Origin of the sequence: Micromonospora noduli, assembly GCF_003264365.1 — a bacterium.
GTDB classification, from domain to species: Bacteria; Actinomycetota; Actinomycetes; order Mycobacteriales; family Micromonosporaceae; genus Micromonospora; species Micromonospora noduli.
In genome coordinates, this window is the sequence record NZ_PYAK01000002.1 from 144,781 (window position 1) to 162,904 (window position 18,124).

Below are 18,124 nucleotides of genomic sequence, written 5' to 3' on the forward strand. Positions count from 1 at the left end.
GTCAGCTTCCGTGCGTGTGGGTGTGGCCCTGGAACCGGTGGATCGCCTCCTCGGCACCCGGCGGCATGCTGCCGTCGGCGTTGCGCACCAGGAAGATCCCGGCCATGCCGCCGTCGGAGTGCGTCTGCACGTGGCAGTGGTACATCCACGCGCCGGGTCCGACGCCCTCCCCGGCCAGCACCTGGAAACCGAACGAGCTGCCGGGGTTGAGGTCCTTGTTGTCGACCACCAGGCTCGGGTCGCTCGGCCCCTCCAACATCCCGGTGCGGTTGTCCGCCCAGCGATGCGCGTGCAGGTGGAAGGTGTGGAACAGGTTGCCGTGGCCGATGGCGATCCACTCGACACGCTCGCCCAGGTTCGCCTCGAACATCGGGGTCGCCGGAGCCATCTTGTTGTTGATCATCATGTCGTGGAACACGGCCGTGAACTGCTTCGACGGCAGGGTGTCGCCACGCCGCCGGACGATCAGCGCTCCGTACAGTCCTTTCGCGACACCGCCGGTGCCGTGGTCGGTACCCATCGCGTGATCGTGGTAGTGCCAGTAGCCGGCGCTGCCCGGCATGTACCGCCGGCCGGCCGCGGCGACCATCTCGTGGGAGCGCCAGACGTACGTCCGCGTCTCACCCGGGTTGTTGAACGAGGCGTTGAACGGACTGCCGTCGGACTCGGTGCTGTAGTCCACCCCGTGCGGATGGATGGACAGCCGCTGGTTGGTGGTGTTGACGAGGGTGATCTCCAGCGTGTCACCCTCGTACATCTCCAGGATCGGGCCCGGAACGGTGGCCTGACCGGGCGCCAGGCCGTACCCGAACAGGTTGCCGGGCAACTGCTCGGCGTAGATGGTGATCTTCTTGGTGACACCGGCGGCGGCCCGGGCGGGGCTGCCACCGAACGCGGTGCCGATCGTTGGGGCGGACGCGCCCAACGCCCCGGCGGCGAGCGCGCCGGTGGCGATCAGCGATCTGCGGGACAGGTGGCGGTGAGGGCCACCAGCGTGATCGTCCATGGGTCTCCGTTCCCGACCGGGCGAAGACGCGACGAGGGCAGGGTGCATCGACCGCCGAGCTCGGGGGCGGTGGCACGACTGAGGGTGAGGCTCGTCGCGGACTTTGCTCGGAAGACTCAGAACTTTCGATGGATAACAGCAACTTATGTAATCCATCGACGAAAGTACAGGTCTGATTGCAAGAAGATTACCTTGACATCACGACGTCGGTCGATTGACATGAAGCTGACACGCATCGCCGGGGGCGCGGCTAGGCCGACGTCGACGTCTCGGCCGTGGCGTGGGTGTTGTGTGGGGCGCGCTGCGAGGCTCGCTACCTCTGGCCGCGGACGCCGACCTGTGCCCCGCACGAACGGCTAGTCGGGCGCGCCCGGCGACTGGTCGGGCCCACCGAGCTGCGCGACGTGGGTCGGGTCGAGGACCCGGGAGAGGAACGCGCGGGTCCGGTCGTGCTTCGGCGCGCCCAGCACCTCCTGCGGCGGCCCCTGCTCGACCACGACGCCACCATCCATGAAGACGACCCGGTCGGCGACGTCGCGGGCGAACGCCATCTCGTGGGTGACCACCATCATCGTCATGCCGTCCTCAGCCAGCTTGCGCATGACGGTGAGCACGTCGCCGACGAGCTCCGGATCGAGCGCGGAGGTCGGCTCGTCGAAGAGCATCAGCTTCGGCTCCATCGACAGCGACCGGGCGATCGCCGCCCGCTGCTGCTGCCCACCGGAGAGCTGCGCCGGGAAGGCGTCGGCCTTGTCGGTCAGCCCGACGCGCTCCAGGTTGGCGCGAGCGATCCGCTCGGCCTCGGCCCGACCTCGCCGGAGCACCCGGCGCTGGGCGATGGTGAGGTTGTTCAGGACGGTCAGGTGCGGAAACAGGTTGAACGACTGGAACACCATGCCGATGCCGCGGCGGACCGCGTCGATCTCGACGTCCGGGTCGGTCATCTCGACCCCGTTCACCCAGATCTTGCCGGCGGTCGGCTCCTCCAGCAGGTCGACGCAGCGCAGCAGGGTCGACTTGCCGGAGCCGGACGGCCCGATGACGCAGACGACCTCGCCCTGGCCGACCTCGAAGTCGATGCCCTTGAGCACCTTGAGTGGCCCGAAGGACTTGTGCAGGTCGCGGATCTCCACGGCGGGGCGGGAGGGCGTGGTCGTCATCGGGGTCACCGAGCCTTGGCGTAGCGGAGTTCGAGGCGTCGTACCACCTGCGACAGCGGCAGGGTGATCACCAGGTAGGCGAGGCCGGCCACCAGCAGCGGGGTCGCGTTCACCCGGTCGTTGAGCATGTCCCGACCGAACTTGGTGATCTCGATCGTCTGCGCCGTCACCCCGAGCACGTAGGCCAGCGACGAGTCCTTGGTGAGCAGGATGAGCTCGTTCGTCAGCGGCGGGATCACGATCCGGAACGCCTGCGGGATGACGATCGTGCGCATGGCGGTGAAGTGCGACATGCCGAGGGTCCGCGCCGCCTCCATCTGCCCCTTCGGCACGGCCTGGATGCCGGCCCGGATCGTCTCCGCCATGTACGCCGCGGCGGTCAACCCGAGGCCGATCGCGATCGAACCGAACACCCCGCCCGGAATCTCGCGCTCCGGGAAGGCGATCGGGATGCCGTACCCGACGAGGAAGAGCACCAGCAGCGCGGGCAGACCCCGGAACAGCTCGATGTACGCCGTCGCCACCCAGCGGTACGGCGCCACCCGGGACAGGCGCATCAGCGCCAGGATGGTGCCGAAGACGAGGCCGAAGGCGAACGCGCCCAGCGTGTAGAGGATGGTGTTGCGCAGCGCGACGGTGATGATCGTCGGGAACATCGACTTGATGATGTCGACGCGGAAGAAGGCGTCGGCCAACCTGTCCCAGTCCGCGGCGACGAGCACCGTGGCGATGATGGCGATGAAGACCAGGTACTGGAGCCCGAGGGACAGCCGCTCCCGCTGGCGGCGTCGCAGCTTCACGTTCGCTCGTTGCCTTCCCGGAGGTTACCGACGTCGGAGGGCGCGCGGGACGCGCGCCCTCCGGTAGTGCGTGGCGCTCAGGCGCTCGGCTGCTTACCGATCCACTTCTCGTAGATCGTGTTGTACGTGCCGTCCTGCTTGGCCTTGGCCAGCACCTCGTTGATCTTCTTGAGCAACTCGGGGTTGGTGTCCTTCTTGACGGGGAAGCCGTACTGCTCGCCGGTGTCGAACTCGGCGGCCACCTCGAACCCGCCCGGGTTCTCCTTCAGGTACTCGGTCCAGACCGGCAGGTCGTTGATGGCGGCCTCGACCTGGCCGTTGGAGACGGCCTGCTGGAGGGCGGCGAGGTCCTCGAACTCGACGAGCTTCAGGCCCTTCTCCGCCTCGAGCTTCTTGGCGTAGTCACGACCCGTGGTGGCCGCCTGGACGCCGAGCTTCCTGCCCTTGAGGTCGTCGAGCGACTTGTACGTCTTGCCGGTCTTCACCAGCATCGCCTGGGTGGCGTCGAAGTAGGGATCGGAAAAGTCGACCACCTTCCGCCGCTCCTCGGTGATGGTCATGCCGGCGGCGGCCGCGTCGCACTTGCCGGTGCTGAGGTCCTGGCCGGACTTGATCCCCTCGAACGGGGTGTCGATGATCGTCTGCTCGACGCCGAGCTCCTTGGCGACCAGGTCCATGATATCGACGTCGAGGCCGGTCACCTTGCCGCTGGCGTCCTTGGACTGGAACGGCGGGTACGGCAGGTGGGTGCAGACGGTCAGCTTGCCCGCCGCGACCAGCTTGACGCCACTCGCCTGGACCTCGCTGTCGTCCTTCTTCGCGCAACCCGCGGTCAACGCCAGGGCGGCGACGGCCACGACGAGGCCGGCCTGACGGACGGCGCTTGGGAACCTCACGGCTGTGTCCCTCCGATTCGGCTTCCATTGCACGGAAAGCCAATCTGGTTCATAGACATTGCGATAAGCGACCGTACCCGATCCGGCGGGTCGCCCATAGATCACGCCGTGACCGCTCGGCCGACCCGGCACGCCGACCTCTGCCGGCAAACCCGACACTTGCCCCGCAAGGTGCCTCAGCCACCGGTTCCCTCGGCCGCCCCGTCCGGGGTGAGGGCCCCTTCGTGGGGGTCTGTGTCCAGGAACACATGCTGGTGACCCTGGCCGGAATCGACGCTGATCTGGTCGAGCTGGGTCGCCGCGACCGACCAGATCGTCGCGGCCTCGGCCGCCTGCCGCGCGGTGACGTCCAGCAGTGCCGCACGCTGCGCGGCCGGAACGCCGGCCGCCAGCGCGTAGGCGTCGACGGCCAACGACGCCTGCTGGACCGCTCCGCGCAAACCTCCGCGCGCCACGTTGGTGGCGGTGGTCCCCGACGGCGGGTCGGCGAACGGCTCGGCCGCCTGGCGCATGACACCCTGCCACTGGCGCGCCTGCGCCGGGTCGGGCGCACGTCCGGCGGTCGTCTCCGTCTTGATGGCGGCCAGCACCGGGGCGACCTGGTCGCGAACGCGGCGGGCCGTCTCGATCAGCTCCACGATCTGCTGAGCGTCCCGCTTCGCGTCGTTCTGCTTAATGCTCGCGATGGTCGCCTCGGTCGCGTCCGGGCGGCCCAACTGGTAACCGATCAGCCCACCCAGCAACGCGGTGACCAGTGCGATCACGCACGCGCCGGCCACCAAGCGCAGTGTGCGGCGGTGACGCACATCGGCCTTGTCCAACTGGTAGGAGGGTCGGCCGGTACGGCGCGCCATCGCATCTCCTCACATCGATGGTGTGGGGCCAAAGATTAGCCGCCCCCCGTGACGTCCGTCGATAGCGAGGGCGGCGACAGACGCCCCTAGACCGGGTAGCCCCACTCGGCCAGCGGCTTCTCCAGCACCCGTTCGATCGCGGTGAGCTGCGCCGGGCTGAGTTCGTCCCGGTACGCCTCCGCCCGGCCCACTGTGAAGTCGTACCGGGAGAAGCCCTTCTCGAAGGCGGTCGACCACCGCAGGCCGAGGAAGTCGAGCATCCGCCCGACCTGCTCGCGCGGCTGCTCGACCAGGTCCTCGTAGCGCACGTCCAGCCACTGGTCGGCCGGGTGACGCAGCCGGGCCTGCGCGAAGGCGTCCATCAGCATCTTCCAGCCCAGCGCGGCTAGCACCTGGAAGGAGCGACCGGACTCGGCCCACTCCTCGCGCAGGTCGGACGGGAGCGGGCCGTAGATCCAGTTGTCCGGCCCGCGCCAGCCGTCCCACCAGCCCATCTGGAGCCACGAGTTGGCCACCGCCCGGCCGTCGCGCACCACGTTGACCACCCGCAGCTCCGGGTACGCGGCGTGCAGCAGGCCGGTCCGCGGCCACCCCGTGACGTGCTGCACCAACTGCTGACAGCCCTGCCGCGCGATCCGCTCGTCGAAGAAGGCCCGCAGCCGCCGGGCCACGAACGGGGTCAGGTCCTCGGCCACCAGGTCCCGACACGGTCGGGAGAAGCCGGCCAGCACCTGCCGGTCGAGCAGGTGGTACGCCTCCGACGGCGCCACCCGGAGCCGGCCCCGCTCCAGCAACCGTCGACTGTGTCGCAGCGAGGTCATCCCCGCCGGGCGCGGCGCCGAACGCCGGTAGAGCGCGCCGTTGAACCTGCCCTTCGGGTTGAGCCGGGCCAGTTTGTCGTCCAGGCCGGAGACGAAGCCGACCGCGGGATGCCGGGAGAGCAACTCCTGGACCAGGGTCGAACCACAGCGACCGGTGCCCACCACCAGTGAGAGCATCGTTCAGCCTTCCTGCCGGGTGGCCGGTGACGGGGAGACGGCCGGGTCCGCGGCGAGGCGGGCGGCGGGAGAGGTGACCGTCGGGCGGCGCAACGGGTAGCCGAACCGGGTCAGGGCCACGGCGGTCAGCCCGGTCACCACGGCGTACGCGCGGGTGGGGAGCCCGGTCAGCCACTCGGTGTCGGCGACCACGTCGACCAGCCCGGTGCGGTGCCGCGACGGATTGCCGGCCACCGAGTGGGTGGGGGTGAGCCGCACCGTTGCCGGTGTCGGGAACGGAAGCTCGTCGGGGGTCGCGCCGACGAAGCGGGCGATCCGGGCGGTGGCGCCGGCCGGGTCGGTCACGAAGTCCTCGTACCGCACCCGCAGGTAGCGGCCGGGCGCACGGCGGCGGTCCCCCCACAGTCGTACGGTCGCGGTGTTCCAGACCAGCCAGAGCAGCGCGGCCTTGCCGACCGGTGGCCGGCTCATCAGCTCATCGTCGGCGCGCCCGTCCAGCGGGCGTCGACGCCGCCAGGAGTACGCGGTGGCGCGCGGGTCGCGCACCACGTGCAGGACGTACAGGTCGATGCCGGGCAGGCTGCCGAGCAGGGCGCCGTACGGCGGCAGCTTGGAGGAGTCGACGATGACACCGTCCGACCGGCCGGCCAGGGCGTGCTCGGCGATCGAGGCGTAGAGCCGGGCCAGCTGCGTGTCGTCGGGGTGGCCCGCGACCGGCGGCTGTCCCCGACGCTGGCGGCGCAACAGTGCGGGTAACCCGCGCAGCCGCAGCCGCTGGGCCAACCGGGCGGCGATCCCGGCCGGGTCGGCGTCGGTCAGGTCGGCGCGCACCCGGGCCCAGAGCGGGCAGTCGGCGACCGGGGAGCCGCAGCCGCAGGGTCGGTTCTCCAGGATGCCGCGTCGCCACAGGTAGCGCAGCTCGCCCGCCGCGAAGAAGCCCGGCAACTGTCCCAGGACCGTGGTCACCAGCGTGCTGCCGCTGCGACCACTGCCGGCGAGGTAGAGCACCCGTACCGGGTTCACCGGGCCGCTCCCCCACCGGTGGTGGCCCGGCCGGCCCGCCGGCGCGACGGCAACGCCTCGGCGGCCTCCGCGTACAGCCCACGGATCCGCTCCAGGTGCCGGTCCGGGGCGAACTGGGCGGCGATCTTCGCCCGGCCGGCCCGGCCCATCCGGTACGCCTGTTCGGGGTCGGCCAGGAGGTCGTTCAGCGCGTCGCCGAGGGCCGTCGGCGCATCGGCGGCGACGACGTGGCCATCCAGCTCGGGCTCGATCAGCTCGGGAAGCCCGCCCAGGTCGGTGGCGACCACCGGCACACCGCAGGCGAACGCCTCCAGCACCGCCATCGGTTGGTTCTCATGCCACCGGGACGGAACGGCGACCACCGCCGCCGACCGGATCAACTCGTGCAGGCGCGGCTTGTCGAGACGGCCGTGGAACCGGACCCGGCCGGGCACCCGCCGCGCGGCGAGCGCCTCCAACTCCGGGCGGGCCGGGCCGTCTCCGGCGATGTCCACGCTGACTCCGGGCGGCAACGCGGCGGCCGCCTCGATCAGCACGTCGACACCCTTCTCCGGCGCCAGCCGGCCGGCGAAGACGACACCCCCGCCGGGCGTCTGCTTGGCCGCGACGCCGGTCAGGTCGACGAAGTGGTTGACCACCCGCAACCGGTCCGGGTAGACACCCGCGCGGCGCATCACGTCGGCCAGGAACCCGCTCGGGCTGACGAAGAGCTGCACCGGGTCGTACGCGTCGAGCTGACGGTGCAACCAGGACTCGACGGCGAGCAGGCCACTGCGCGACAGCGATCCGTCCTTGCAGCGGCGACGGGCCGCCTGCAACGGGCCACCGGTGACGCACGCCTGACAGGGGCGGCCCCGGTCCAGCAGTTGGTAGCTCGGGCAGGCGAGCTTGTAGTCGTGCATGGTCAGCACGCACGGCACACCCGCGGCGCGGGCCGCGGCGAGCACCGACGGGGAGAGCTGGTGGTAGATGTTGTGCAGGTGCAGCACGTCCGGCCGAAAATCGTCGATCACGTGGGCCAGTCCGCGGCGGCTCGTCGGTGACCACAGCATCCGGCCGACGGCCACCGCGCGGGGCCGCACCCCGCTCGGCGCCGGCTCCAACTCCACTTCGGACGGGAACCGCGCGGCGTACGGCAGGGGCGACTCGTTCTCCGGGTGGCTCATGCCGAAGTAGGCGACCGTGTCGCCGGCAGCCCGTTGCAGGTCGGCGAGATCGAGCAGATACCCCTCCGCGCCGCCACGGCGGTAGAGGAACTTGTTCACATGCAGCACGCGCATCGACTCGCCCTGCTCACATCGATCGGGCGAACCGGGCCCGGAGGTGATGACCGGGGTCTGCCCGCCCCGGCCAGGGCCCACGGTATGCAGGGCAGGTCGACGAGTCCAGCTCACGTTTCGCATGTGGCTGAACGGGTGATCTTCGTCTGCCCGTGCGGTCCGCGGCCTGGCCTCCCACCATGATCTCCCGATAGCCTGGCTGCCGCCGGTCGCACCCGCTCTGGTGCGGGGCCGGGCCGGTGTCCGACGAGGAGGACCGTGGCAGCCGACGACGAGGTCTCCGCGCTCGCGTACACCGCGCGGCGGGTCCGGCGGCATCTGCGCTGGGCGCGTACCGAGGGGATCGGACGGCTGATCGAGGAGGACCGCCTCAACCCGGTCGAGCGGATCGGCACCGCCCTGGCGAAGCGACGCTGGCGACGGCGGCACGGCCGGACGCCCGGCTCGGCGATGCCCGTCTACCTGGTCGGTCTGCAACGCTCCGGCACGAACATGCTGGTCCGGGGCCTGGACGCCGCCCCCGAGGTCGAGGTCCGCAACGAGAACGACAGCACCCTCTTCCACCGCTTCCAACTGCGCCCGGATCCGGTGCTGACCGCCACCCTCCACCGCAGCCGGCACGCGTACGTCCTGGTCAAGCCGCTCTGCGAGAGCCACCGCGTGGACGAGTTGCTGGCCCTGCCGGGGGTGACGCCGGGGCGCGCGCTCTGGGTCTACCGCGACGTCGACGACCGGGCCCGCTCCGAGGTCGCCAAGTTCGGTGACGCGAACCTGCGGGCCCTGAGCGCGATCGCCGACGGCAGCATCGGCCGCCGGTGGCAGGGGCAACGCCTCGACGCCGACACGGTCGAGCTGGTCAGGGCCCACGACCCGCGGAGTTTGGATCCGCACAGCGGCGCGGCGCTGTTCTGGTACGTCCGCAACTCGCTGTTCTTCCAGCTCGGCCTGGACCGGCGGGCCGACGTGCTGCTCTGCCGCTACGACAGCCTGGTCGCGCAGCCCGCCGCGCAGCTCCGACGGCTCTGCGCCTTCCTCGACTTCCCCTACCATTCCCGGCTGCACGCGCACATCGCCCCACGCGCGTCGCACGGCGCGGCGGGCCACCGTCGGCTACCGATCGACCCGGGCGTCCGGGCCCGCTGCGACGAGCTGACCGACCGGCTCGACCGCGCCGCGGCCGATGCCCGATTCGAGACGACGAAGGCGGTCGACAGTGGCTGACACCGGAACCCGTACCGCGCCGATCTTCCTGGTCGGCTGCCAGCGGTCGGGCACCACTATGGTGCGCCTCGTCCTGGACTCGCACTCGCGGATCAGCTGCGGCCCGGAGACCCGGTTCCTGCCGGACCTGCGACGGATCGTCGGCCGGGACTGGGAACGCCTGGCCCGCTTCGGTTTTCCGCGTGAGGACTGGCTGCGCCGGATCCGGGACTTCTTCGGCGGCGTGCACGCCGACTACGCCGCCGCGCGGGGCAAGACCCGGTGGGCCGACAAGACCCCGCTGTACGCGATGTCGCTCGACTTCGTCACCGAGGTCTTCCCGGACGCCCAGATCGTGCACCTCATCCGGGACGGACGCGACGTGGTGGTCTCACACCGCAAACGGTTCGGCTACTGGTCGGCGGTGAAGTGCGTGGTGAAGTGGCCGCGCTACATCCGCGCCGCGCGGGCGTTCGGCGCCACCCTGCCGGCGGACCGCTACTACGAGCTGCGGTACGAGCAGGCGGTCAGCGAGCCGGAGAAGGCGATGCGGGGCCTCTTCGAGTTCCTCGGCGAGCCCTGGGAGGACGGCATCCTCGACTACGACAGCAAGCAGCACGACGTGGCCCAGAAGTACACCACCGAGGCGGAGCGACGACGCGCAGCCGTGGGCGACACCGCGCCGATCTACGGCTCCCGGGTGGGCAGCTACCGCCGCGAACTCGACCCGTTCCTCCGCCTGCTGGTCTGGGTCTTCTCCGGTCCGACCCTGCGCGCGCTGGGCTACCGGTGACCCGCCCCGGCCGGCTGCGCGCGGTCGCCACCGCCGTCGCCGCCACGCTTCTACTCACCGCCGGCTGCACCGCTGGCGACGACGATCCGCCGCCAGCGGCCACCCCCTCCGCGACGGCGGCGCCCGGAGCCGGCACGCCGGGGCGCACCGCCGACCAGGTGAGCAACCCGTTCGGCGCGCACTGGGACTGGTCGCGGTACAAGCAGTTCGAGCCGTACCTGCGCCGGCTCGCCGGTTCGGCGACGTACGAGGAGATCTCCTGGTGCGAGATCGAACGGACCTCGGGGCAGGCCGACTGGGCAGGGCTTGACGAGATCGCCTCGCGCAGCCGGGAGCTGGGCATCACACTGCACCTGAAGATCCGCACCGGCGTGTGCTGGGCGACCGGTGGCACCGCCCGCTACACCCGGGGCGCGGCGAACAAGACCGAGTCGGCGATGCCCACCGACCTCGGCGCGTACCAGCGGTTCGTCCGCTCGGTGGTGCAGCGCTACGGCCCGTACGGGGTGCGGGAGTACGCCATCGAGAACGAGGTCAACGCGCCGAGCTACTGGGCCGGCAGTCCCGAGGAGTACGCGCGGCTGGTCCGCGCCGCCGCCGAGACGATCCGCGCGACCGACCCGAAGGCGCGGGTGGTCGACTCCGGCATCAGCAGCGTCGCGTACGGCATGGGTGTCGCCGACCGGCTGGTACGCGCCGGTCGGGTGCCCGAGGCCATCGCCGCCTACCAGGCGTACTTCCAACGCCGGGTCGGCACCCGGGGGCAGCAGATCCCGGCGGTGACCGGGGAGGCGCTGCTGCGCCGGGCGCTCGCCACCGAGACCAACAGCCGCAGCCTGCGCTTCCTGGCGGTGACCGAGTCGCTGCTGACCGACCGCACCGTCGACGTCCGTCAGGTGCACTTCTACGAGCACTTCAGCGGGGTGGCCCCGCTGCTGGACTACCTGCGCGCCACCACACCGCCGGGTGTGCCGATCCAGGCGTGGGAGGTCGGGCAGTTCTGGCGCGACGGCGACGGTGACCCGGCCAGCCGGGCGGCGGAGATGGTCAAGACGGTCACTCTGCTGGTCGCCGGCGGGGTCGGCGAGATCAGTTGGCTGCCGTTGGCGTACAACCCGAACAACGCCGCCGGCAGCGAGGTCCGCTACGGCCTGCTCGACCCGGACGGCGCCGAACGGGACGCCGGCCGGATGCTGGCCGCCCTGGCCGACGCGGCCCGGGACGCCACCGTCACCCCGCTGCCCGCCCCGGTGGCCGGCAGGCTGCACGGAATCGCGTTCGTCCGGGGCGGGTCGAGCACGCTGGTGCTCTGGTCGGCGACGAACACGCCGGTGAGCGTGCCGGCGACACCGGGCGGACGGACCGGGGCGGTGGGTTCCCCGCTCGGCGCGGCCGGCGGCGGCACCACAGTGACCGACGTCCCCGTCCTGCTCCGCGCCGACCAGCCGGTGGACCGGATCCTCGCCGCCGTCCGCTAGCGACCTCCAGCTTGCGCTCGCTGGCCCGCATGTCGATGTGCCGAGTAGCGGTATACCTCAGAGGTATAAATATGCCTCTGAGGTATACCGCTCATTGCCGCGTCCGCCTCGGCGGCGGTGACCGACGGTGACCGCCGTGCCCTAGCCGGGCCAGGGGTCGGGCCAGTTGAGCAGCGCGGTCAGGCGGGCGTTGTGCGGCGCGAAGTACTCGCCCAGCCGGTCCCGCAGGGCCGGGGTCAGCTGCGAGACGCCGTGGTCGACGCGACGGGTGTGCCGGGTGAACGCCTCGGGGGTGAAGGGCGGCAGGCCGAGGAAGCGCAGCATGTCGCCGTACGTGCCGGCCGGGTCGGTGTGCAGGTCTTCGGTCCGGGCGACGTGGATCCGCTCCCGCGGGACCTGCGCGAACCACCGGTCCAGCTGCTCGGCGTAGCGACCCCGGGCCGCGTACGAATAATTACGCAACGCCCGGTGCGCGGCGGCGCTGTCCGGGCCACCGCGCGTTGCCCGGGCCAGCCGCTCCTCCTCCGCGTCGAGCGCGTCGGCGAAGGACAGCGGCTCCAAGCCGTAGGAGCGGGTGTGCAGGTAGTGCGAGTACGCCCGCTGCACCGGATCGCGCAGCAGGACGACGAAGCGGGCCTGCGGCAGGGTCGCCGCGACCCGGGCCGGCACGCTCGGATGGAACAGGTAGTAGGGGCTCGCCTCGAACGTGCGCTCACCCGGGGCGAGGCGCGGGAAGTGCCCCCGGTACCACCGCACCCCCCGACCATGGTGGACGCTGAAGTACTGCAACTCCTTGCCGCTGGCCACCCGGACCTGGGGATGCGCGGCGAGATGGTGGTACAGCGACGTGGTGCCGCAGCGCTGCCCACCGATCACCAGGAAGTCGGGCAGCGGGCCGGGCTCTCCCGGCCGGGCCGCGCGTCCCCAGGCCCGCGCCGCGCGTACCCCCCGACGCAGCCGGTCGGTGACCTGACGCCGCGCGACGCCGGTCACGAGCGGACCACGGGGCGGCCGGCGCCCACACCGGCACCGTCGGCGGGGCCGGCGGGGTCGGCCGGGGCACGTCGACCACCTCGGCGGGTCACCGAGCGCAACACCATGACGTCCTCCCGACTGAGCCCGAGGGCGAGCACCACGGCGAGGTACGCCGCCACGATCGCGGCCAGACCGACCACAAGCTGCCCGGTCCCGCCCCCGACCAACCACCGCACACCGAAGCCGACGCCCATCGCGACCAGCGCGGCGACCAGGCCCTTGACCATGCCCGCCGTCACCGGCACGGTGTGCACCTGCGCGCGCACCTGCCAGACCCGGGCGACGTTCACCGCCGCCAACGACACCGCCCAGGCCACCGCCGCGCCGAGAATGCCGTACGCCGGGATGAGCCAGAGGTTGAGCAGGACGTTGAGCAGCAGGGCCGCGAGGTTGTCCACCATGTTGACCGAGACCCGGCCGGACATGTTCAGCAGCGTCCCGCATGGCCCGGTGGCGGCGTTGACGAGCTGGCCGAGCGCCAGCACCACCGTCACCGCCGCACCACCGGCCAGACCCGGCCCGCCGACCAACCGCAGCAACTGCTCCGGGAAGACCAGCAACGCCACGAAGGCCGGCAACGACAGCCGGAGCACCCAACCGGTGGCGACCCGGTAGATCCGGCGGACCTCGTCCAGTCGACCCTGGTGGTAGAGGTGCGCCAGGTGCGGACCGAACGAGGCGTTCACCGGTGCCAGCACGAACACCGCGATCGTGACCAACCGGGTCGCCACGTGGTAGACGCCGATCGCGTCGGGACCGTAGTCGAAGAAGCCGAGCAGCAACGCGTCCACCCAGATCAGCCCGGTGGACGACAGCGAGGAGACCCAGCTGACTGTGGAGAACCGGAACAGCTCGCCCGGCCGGTACGCGGGCCGGGCGGCGGGCACCCGGCGCACCAACCGCGCCAGCGCCACGAGAGCGAACCCGGCCGCGCTCCAGCTCGCCACCACCAGCGCCCAGAACGCGCCGGTCAGGCCCGCTCCGAGGGCGAGCGCCAGCGCGGTGAGCACCAGCCGGGCGCCCGGCTCGTAGACCTGGCCGATGAGCGCGTAGGCCCGTTGCGTGCGCCATCCCCGGGTGGCCGCGAGCGCGGCCTCGCAGACGGTGGCGGCGGGCAGGCAGAGCGCCGCCAACCGCAGCCCGGTGGTGAGCTGCGGGTCGTGCAGGGCGTCGGCGAGCCACGGTGCGCCGATCGCCAGACCGAGGGCGATCACTGTGGACGCCACGGCCGAGATGCCGATCCCGAGGCGGATCGCGCCCCGGAGGGCGGCCGGCTCGTCGTCGGCGAGGTGCACCGCCACGAACCGGGTCAGCCCGGCCCGGAAACCGGAGAGCGAGAGCAGCCCCAGCAGCGACAGCACGGCGTAGACCTGGGCGTACCGGCCGAGTTCGCGTACACCCAGGACCCGGGCCAGCAACAGCATGACCAGGAAGAGCGCCACCTGGCTGAGCACGGCGCTGCCCAGGTTCAGCACACCGCCGCGGGCCATGCCGCGTACCTGCTGGTCGCCGGCCTCCGGCGCGGCCGACGACCGGCCGGTCACCTCGCGCACCCGGCGGCCCGTTTCCCGACGGTCACGACCGTGCCGCGGTCACGGTCTCCGCCGGCGCCGAGGGGGCCGCGGTGGTCGCCGCCGGGGCCACCGGCCGGGCGGCGGTACGACCCCGGGAGAGCAGTTCGAGTACGCCCACCAGCAGCACCCCGAGCAGCAGACCGGCACCGCCCACCGGCAGGGCGGTGCGCACCAGCTCCGTCATCCGGCTCACCTCGTGCGCCTCGCCGATGCTGGTCACCTGCTTCGGATCGGCAGCCTGGGCCTGCGCCCGCGCCGCCTGCAACCCTTCCCGCGCCTGGGACAGGGCGTTGGTCGCCGCGTCCCGCTGGGCGAGCAGGGCCTGGTAGTCGGGGAGCTTCGGTCCCAGCTCGTCGAGCTTCTTCTGGGCGGCGGTGATCGCGGCGGTCGCCGCGTCGACACCCCGGCTGTTGCCGACCGCCTGCATGGAGAGCTGCTGCTGGCGCAGGCTGGTCAGCTCGCCCAGCGTGGCCTGGTAGATCCGGTCCGGCTGGGAGACCTTGTTCGTCTTCTCCCACTCACCGATCGCCTTGGTCGCCGCGGTGACGTCGGCGTTGGCCGCCTCGACCTCGCCGGTGGCGATGCCGACCTGGGAGGAGAAGAGGAAGGCCAGCGCCCGGGTGGTGGTCGCGGTCAGCACCGGCGCGACAGTCGCCCGGTCGCCGGCGGTGTACGTCACCTCCAACTGGCTGCTCGCGCCGACCTGGGTGATGGCGAGCCCGTCACGCAACCGCTCCGGCGGCACCCCGGTGTCAGCGGCCACGTCGGCGAGGACGCGGGGCGAGGTGACCGCCGCGCCGAACGCCGCGACGAACTGGTTCGCCGCCTGCGTACCGGTGTACTGCGTCCCGGCCGCGCCGCCCACCAGCGCCGGCGCCGCCACGTACGCGGTCCCGCTGAACTGCTGTGGCGCGAACAGGACGATGGCGGCCGCGGCGCCGGTGGCGAGCACCGGCACGCCCACGAGTACCCAGAGGCGCCGCCGGGCGACTCGCAGGTAGTCGACGATCTCCACTTTTTCCCCAATGCTGTCGTTCAGTCAAACCGGGACGGACGTGCCTCGTGGCTGCTCGCCGGTCAGGTTCGGAGCCGGTTGGCGGGCGATCACGCTGGCCGCCGCAGCGAACGCGACGAAGTACCAGAGGGTGACCACGTTGGAGATGACGTTGGAGGCGGCGCTGACCGCCACGAACGCGGCGGCGCAGCCGGTGAACCCGACGGCGACGCCACGCTCCAAACTGCCCGGAGGCGCGCGCCGCAGCGCGGTCCGGGCGGTGTGCAGAAAGGCGAACAGCATCAGCAGGTACGCCCCGAGACCGAGCAGCCCGGTCTCCACGTACGCCCGCAGGAAGTCGTTGTGCGGCTTCTTCGCCTCGTCGGTCTCACGCTGGGTCATGTTCGGCCCGATGCCGGTCACCGGGTTCCGGTCGGCGAGCGTGACGATCTCGGTCCAGTAGCCGATCCGCCAGGCCAGGGTGTTTCCGGTCGGGTCTCCGCCGACCGCGCGCGACGTACCGAGTTGGGCGAAGCGTTCGCCGACGGCGGGCACCAGGGCCACCCCGGCGACCGCCACCACGCAGAGGGTGACCAGCATCCGCTTGCTGCGGTGCAGCGCGGCGACCACCACCAGGCCGATCGCCGCGCCGAGCAGGGCGCTGCGGGTGTTGGTGAGCAGCAGGAACAGCAGCGAGAGCGCGAGCAGCACCCCGAGGGACGCCCGCAGGCGACGATCCAGGAAGCGGTACACCGCGAACCCGAAGATCACCATGAACATCAGGTAGCGGCCGAACGTGGTCGACTGGCTGAACGTGCCGCTGATCCGGGTGAAGTCGCCCTTAACCTCGGCTGGCGGGTTGCCGAGCAACGACAGCACGACGGTGTAGCCCAGCGCCAGCACCAGCGAGGCGTAGCAGGCGAGCAGGACCCGGCGGATCGCCGCGGTGTCCGGCATGAGCTGTTCCAGCACCACGAACATCACCACCACGGTGAGGATCCGCAGCGCCTCCAACAGGCTGTTCGCCGGCCGGCTGGCACCGAGGGCGCTGACCACGCTGCTGGCGCCGACGAGCAGCATGGCCCAGCTGAGCGGGGAGCCGCGCAACCGCCCGTGCCGGCTGAGCTGTGCGGCCAGCCAGAGCCCTGCGGCGAGGAGGAACAGCACCGCGAGCAGAGTGGAGGGGTCCACCGCCCGGGCCGTTCCGGCGGAGTCGGCCTGGCCGGCGCTCGGGCCGGTCAGCTTGAACAGGTCGACGCAGGAGCGCACCGCGAGCATCAGCAGCACGTACCCGGCGAACCGGGTCAGCGCGAGGACGGCCACCGCGATCCCCGCGACCGCCGCGAGCGGCAGCACCATGCCCCTGCGATCACCGGCCGCCATGGAGACGCCCGCGACCACCGCCACGACCGCGGCGGCCAGCGCCGCTCCGCCGGTGAGCAGGCGGGTCGGGTCGAGCCGCCTGGTCATGAGCGGAGTGACCTGCTGCGTGTGTTGTTCCACTGATCCCACTGAACTGAATCGGCGCTGCCCGGCCGCTGCCGGGCGCGGCCAACCGATGTCCTCCCGGCACAAGATCGGTTCAATCTAGTCCTGTCGCCTCGACGGCAGAAGGGGCCGTTGCACCGACTGCTCCGTCCCCCGGGAAGCTGATCCGACACTCCCCCGCCTGACGCCGGCCGGTCAGTCGGCGGCCCCCGTGGGTCGTGCCCGGGCCCGTCGGCCCGGCTCCGGAGCCAGCCGGAGATAGAGCTGCTCCAACTCGCGGGCGGCGGTGTCCCAGCTGTACCGGTTGGTGATCCGCTCTCCCAGCGCAACCGCACCGGCCCGTTCAGCCGGCAGATCGGCGAGCAGCGACGTCAACGCCCGGACCAGGTCGTCCTCGTCGCCGTCGCGGAACAACCGCCCGCCGGCGGTGTCGGACTTGAGTACCTCGACGTGCGGCGCGATGTCGCTGGCGACCACCGGCAGCCCGTACGCGGCCGCCTCCAGCAACGTCAACGGCAGTCCCTCCAACCGGGACGGTTGAACGAAGGCGGCGGCACCGGCGTACAGCTCGGCGAGCAGGTCGCCGTAGGCGAACCCGGTGAAGACGATCCGGTCGTCGGAGCCGGCTTCCCGGCGCAGCCGGTCCACGAAGTCGTCGGTGAACGACGACCCGCCGACGATCGCCAGGCGCATCGGGGTCTCGGTTCGACGGAAGGCCCGGATCAGCAGGTCGGCCGCCTTTTCCGGCACCAGCCGACCGACCAGCAGCAGGTAGCCGCCGGGGGTCAGCCCGAACCGTTCCTGGATCTGGCGGGTCCGCGTCGGCCGGGCCGGATTCACGCCGTTCGGGATGTAGGTCGTGGGACGGCCGAACCGGTCGGAGTAGTGGGCGGCGAGCCCCTGGGAGACCGCCACCCGCTGGTGCGGGACGTACCCGCTGAACCAGTGGGCGCTGCCCAGCACCGCCCGCGCTGCGAGCCCCCACTTGCCCCGCTGGTTGTCCAGCCCGTGCACGGTCAACACCACGCGCGCCCGGGACAGGGCACGCGGAAGTGGGGCGACCAGGGCCGGCCCGAGCCCGTGGTAGTGCACGATGTCGGGCCGCGCGGCCATCGCCGCCATGGTCGAGGTCGCCGCGTGCACGATGGCGTCGAGGTGCTTGCTCGCGATCGTGTGGGTCTGACGCAGCCGTACGCCCCGGTAGCCGTCGGCGGGTGTCTCGCCGTAGCTCCGACGGCAGTAGACGGTGACCTCGTGGCCGTAGCTCGCGAGCCGGCTGGCCATCTCCTCCACGTGCCGTTCAATCCCACCGTAGGTCGCCGGCATCCCCTTCTGGCCGATCATCGCGATCCGCAGCGGTCGCCAGGCGACGGCGCTGTCGGCGACGCCCGCTCGGGACCGCCGGGCGGGGACCACCCGCTGCCGGGGTATCGCAGGGCTTGCGGCGTGCTGGTCCACGTCCTCGGCCTGCAGGTCGGGATGGGCCACGTTGACTCCCTGCGTGACTAGGTCCGCGCCCGCCGCCCGGGCAGGGTCAACACCTTG

General features: G+C 71.8%; 16 protein-coding genes. 3 read left to right on the forward strand and 13 right to left on the reverse strand.

Annotated elements, in window-relative coordinates:
• Position 1: 1 nt before the first annotated feature.
• From GUI43_RS02155 to GUI43_RS33665, 8 genes are all read right to left on the reverse strand, one after another.
• Positions 2-1,006 (reverse strand): multicopper oxidase domain-containing protein, encoded by a 1,005-nt coding sequence (locus GUI43_RS02155; RefSeq protein ID WP_112584468.1) that lies wholly within the window; start codon positions 1,004-1,006, stop codon positions 2-4.
• A 356-nt stretch (positions 1,007-1,362) separates the two neighbouring features.
• Positions 1,363-2,166, reverse strand: coding sequence for an amino acid ABC transporter ATP-binding protein (locus GUI43_RS02160; RefSeq protein ID WP_112584534.1), 804 nt, complete (start codon positions 2,164-2,166; stop codon positions 1,363-1,365).
• 5 nt (positions 2,167-2,171) lie between these two features.
• The gene (locus GUI43_RS02165; protein WP_091406922.1) at positions 2,172-2,966 is read right to left on the reverse strand and encodes an amino acid ABC transporter permease; all 795 of its coding nucleotides are present in this window, start codon (positions 2,964-2,966) and stop codon (positions 2,172-2,174) included.
• 77 nt (positions 2,967-3,043) lie between these two features.
• Positions 3,044-3,862 (reverse strand): basic amino acid ABC transporter substrate-binding protein, encoded by an 819-nt coding sequence (locus GUI43_RS02170; protein WP_112584467.1) that lies wholly within the window; start codon positions 3,860-3,862, stop codon positions 3,044-3,046.
• 176 nt (positions 3,863-4,038) lie between these two features.
• Positions 4,039-4,716 (reverse strand): hypothetical protein, encoded by a 678-nt coding sequence (locus GUI43_RS02175; RefSeq protein ID WP_112697801.1) that lies wholly within the window; start codon positions 4,714-4,716, stop codon positions 4,039-4,041.
• An 86-nt stretch (positions 4,717-4,802) separates the two neighbouring features.
• Complete coding sequence (locus GUI43_RS02180) at positions 4,803-5,714, reverse strand: sulfotransferase family protein (protein ID WP_112584465.1); 912 nt, start codon at positions 5,712-5,714, stop codon at positions 4,803-4,805.
• Positions 5,715-5,717: 3 nt separating this feature from the next.
• A complete protein-coding gene (locus tag GUI43_RS02185) occupies positions 5,718-6,737 on the reverse strand; it encodes a sulfotransferase (RefSeq protein ID WP_112697803.1) in 1,020 nt (339 codons plus the stop codon).
• Positions 6,734-8,017, reverse strand: a complete 1,284-nt coding sequence (locus tag GUI43_RS33665; RefSeq protein ID WP_170158649.1) for a glycosyltransferase — start codon at positions 8,015-8,017, stop codon at positions 6,734-6,736. Before GUI43_RS33665 ends, GUI43_RS02185 begins: the two co-directional genes overlap by 4 nt.
• A gap of 258 nt (positions 8,018-8,275) precedes the next feature.
• Between GUI43_RS33665 and GUI43_RS33670 the strand changes: the two genes are divergently transcribed.
• The 3 genes from GUI43_RS33670 to GUI43_RS02205 are packed head-to-tail and all read left to right on the forward strand — an operon-like array spanning position 8,276 to position 11,488.
• A complete protein-coding gene (locus tag GUI43_RS33670) occupies positions 8,276-9,238 on the forward strand; it encodes a sulfotransferase family protein (protein ID WP_170158650.1) in 963 nt (320 codons plus the stop codon).
• Positions 9,231-10,010: a sulfotransferase family protein gene (locus GUI43_RS02200; RefSeq protein WP_170158651.1), complete on the forward strand. Its 780-nt coding sequence runs from the start codon at positions 9,231-9,233 to the stop codon at positions 10,008-10,010. The genes GUI43_RS33670 and GUI43_RS02200 overlap by 8 nt, the downstream gene beginning before the upstream one ends.
• On the forward strand, positions 10,007-11,488 hold the full coding sequence (locus GUI43_RS02205; protein WP_112697811.1) for a hypothetical protein: 1,482 nt from the start codon (positions 10,007-10,009) through the stop codon (positions 11,486-11,488). Before GUI43_RS02200 ends, GUI43_RS02205 begins: the two co-directional genes overlap by 4 nt.
• Positions 11,489-11,629: 141 nt before the next feature.
• Here GUI43_RS02205 and GUI43_RS02210 read toward each other — a convergent pair whose 3' ends face one another.
• From GUI43_RS02210 to GUI43_RS02230, 5 genes are all read right to left on the reverse strand, one after another.
• Positions 11,630-12,481 (reverse strand): sulfotransferase family protein, encoded by an 852-nt coding sequence (locus GUI43_RS02210; protein WP_170158652.1) that lies wholly within the window; start codon positions 12,479-12,481, stop codon positions 11,630-11,632.
• Positions 12,478-14,076 carry an oligosaccharide flippase family protein gene (locus tag GUI43_RS02215; RefSeq protein ID WP_112697815.1) on the reverse strand — a complete coding sequence of 533 codons (1,599 nt, stop codon included), beginning with the start codon at positions 14,074-14,076 and terminating at the stop codon, positions 12,478-12,480. Before GUI43_RS02215 ends, GUI43_RS02210 begins: the two co-directional genes overlap by 4 nt.
• Before the next feature lie 22 nt (positions 14,077-14,098).
• Positions 14,099-15,112, reverse strand: coding sequence for a Wzz/FepE/Etk N-terminal domain-containing protein (locus GUI43_RS02220; protein WP_112584457.1), 1,014 nt, complete (start codon positions 15,110-15,112; stop codon positions 14,099-14,101).
• Between the two features lie 24 nt (positions 15,113-15,136).
• Positions 15,137-16,594 carry an O-antigen ligase family protein gene (locus GUI43_RS02225; protein ID WP_112697817.1) on the reverse strand — a complete coding sequence of 486 codons (1,458 nt, stop codon included), beginning with the start codon at positions 16,592-16,594 and terminating at the stop codon, positions 15,137-15,139.
• A gap of 180 nt (positions 16,595-16,774) precedes the next feature.
• Positions 16,775-18,067, reverse strand: a complete 1,293-nt coding sequence (locus tag GUI43_RS02230) for a glycosyltransferase family 4 protein (RefSeq protein WP_112697819.1) — start codon at positions 18,065-18,067, stop codon at positions 16,775-16,777.
• Between the last annotated feature and the right edge of the window lie 57 nt (positions 18,068-18,124).

Bases quoted from the DNA above. Each gene is read 5' to 3' on its own strand.
- GUI43_RS02155 (WP_112584468.1), bottom strand. From the start codon at position 1,006: ATGGACGATCACGCTGGTGGCCCTCACCGCCACCTGTCCCGCAGATCG.
- GUI43_RS02160 (WP_112584534.1), bottom strand. From the start codon at position 2,166: ATGACGACCACGCCCTCCCGCCCCGCCGTGGAGATCCGCGACCTGCAC.
- GUI43_RS02175 (WP_112697801.1), bottom strand. From the start codon at position 4,716: ATGGCGCGCCGTACCGGCCGACCCTCCTACCAGTTGGACAAGGCCGAT.
- GUI43_RS02180 (WP_112584465.1), bottom strand. From the start codon at position 5,714: ATGCTCTCACTGGTGGTGGGCACCGGTCGCTGTGGTTCGACCCTGGTC.
- GUI43_RS33665 (WP_170158649.1), bottom strand. From the start codon at position 8,017: ATGCGCGTGCTGCATGTGAACAAGTTCCTCTACCGCCGTGGCGGCGCG.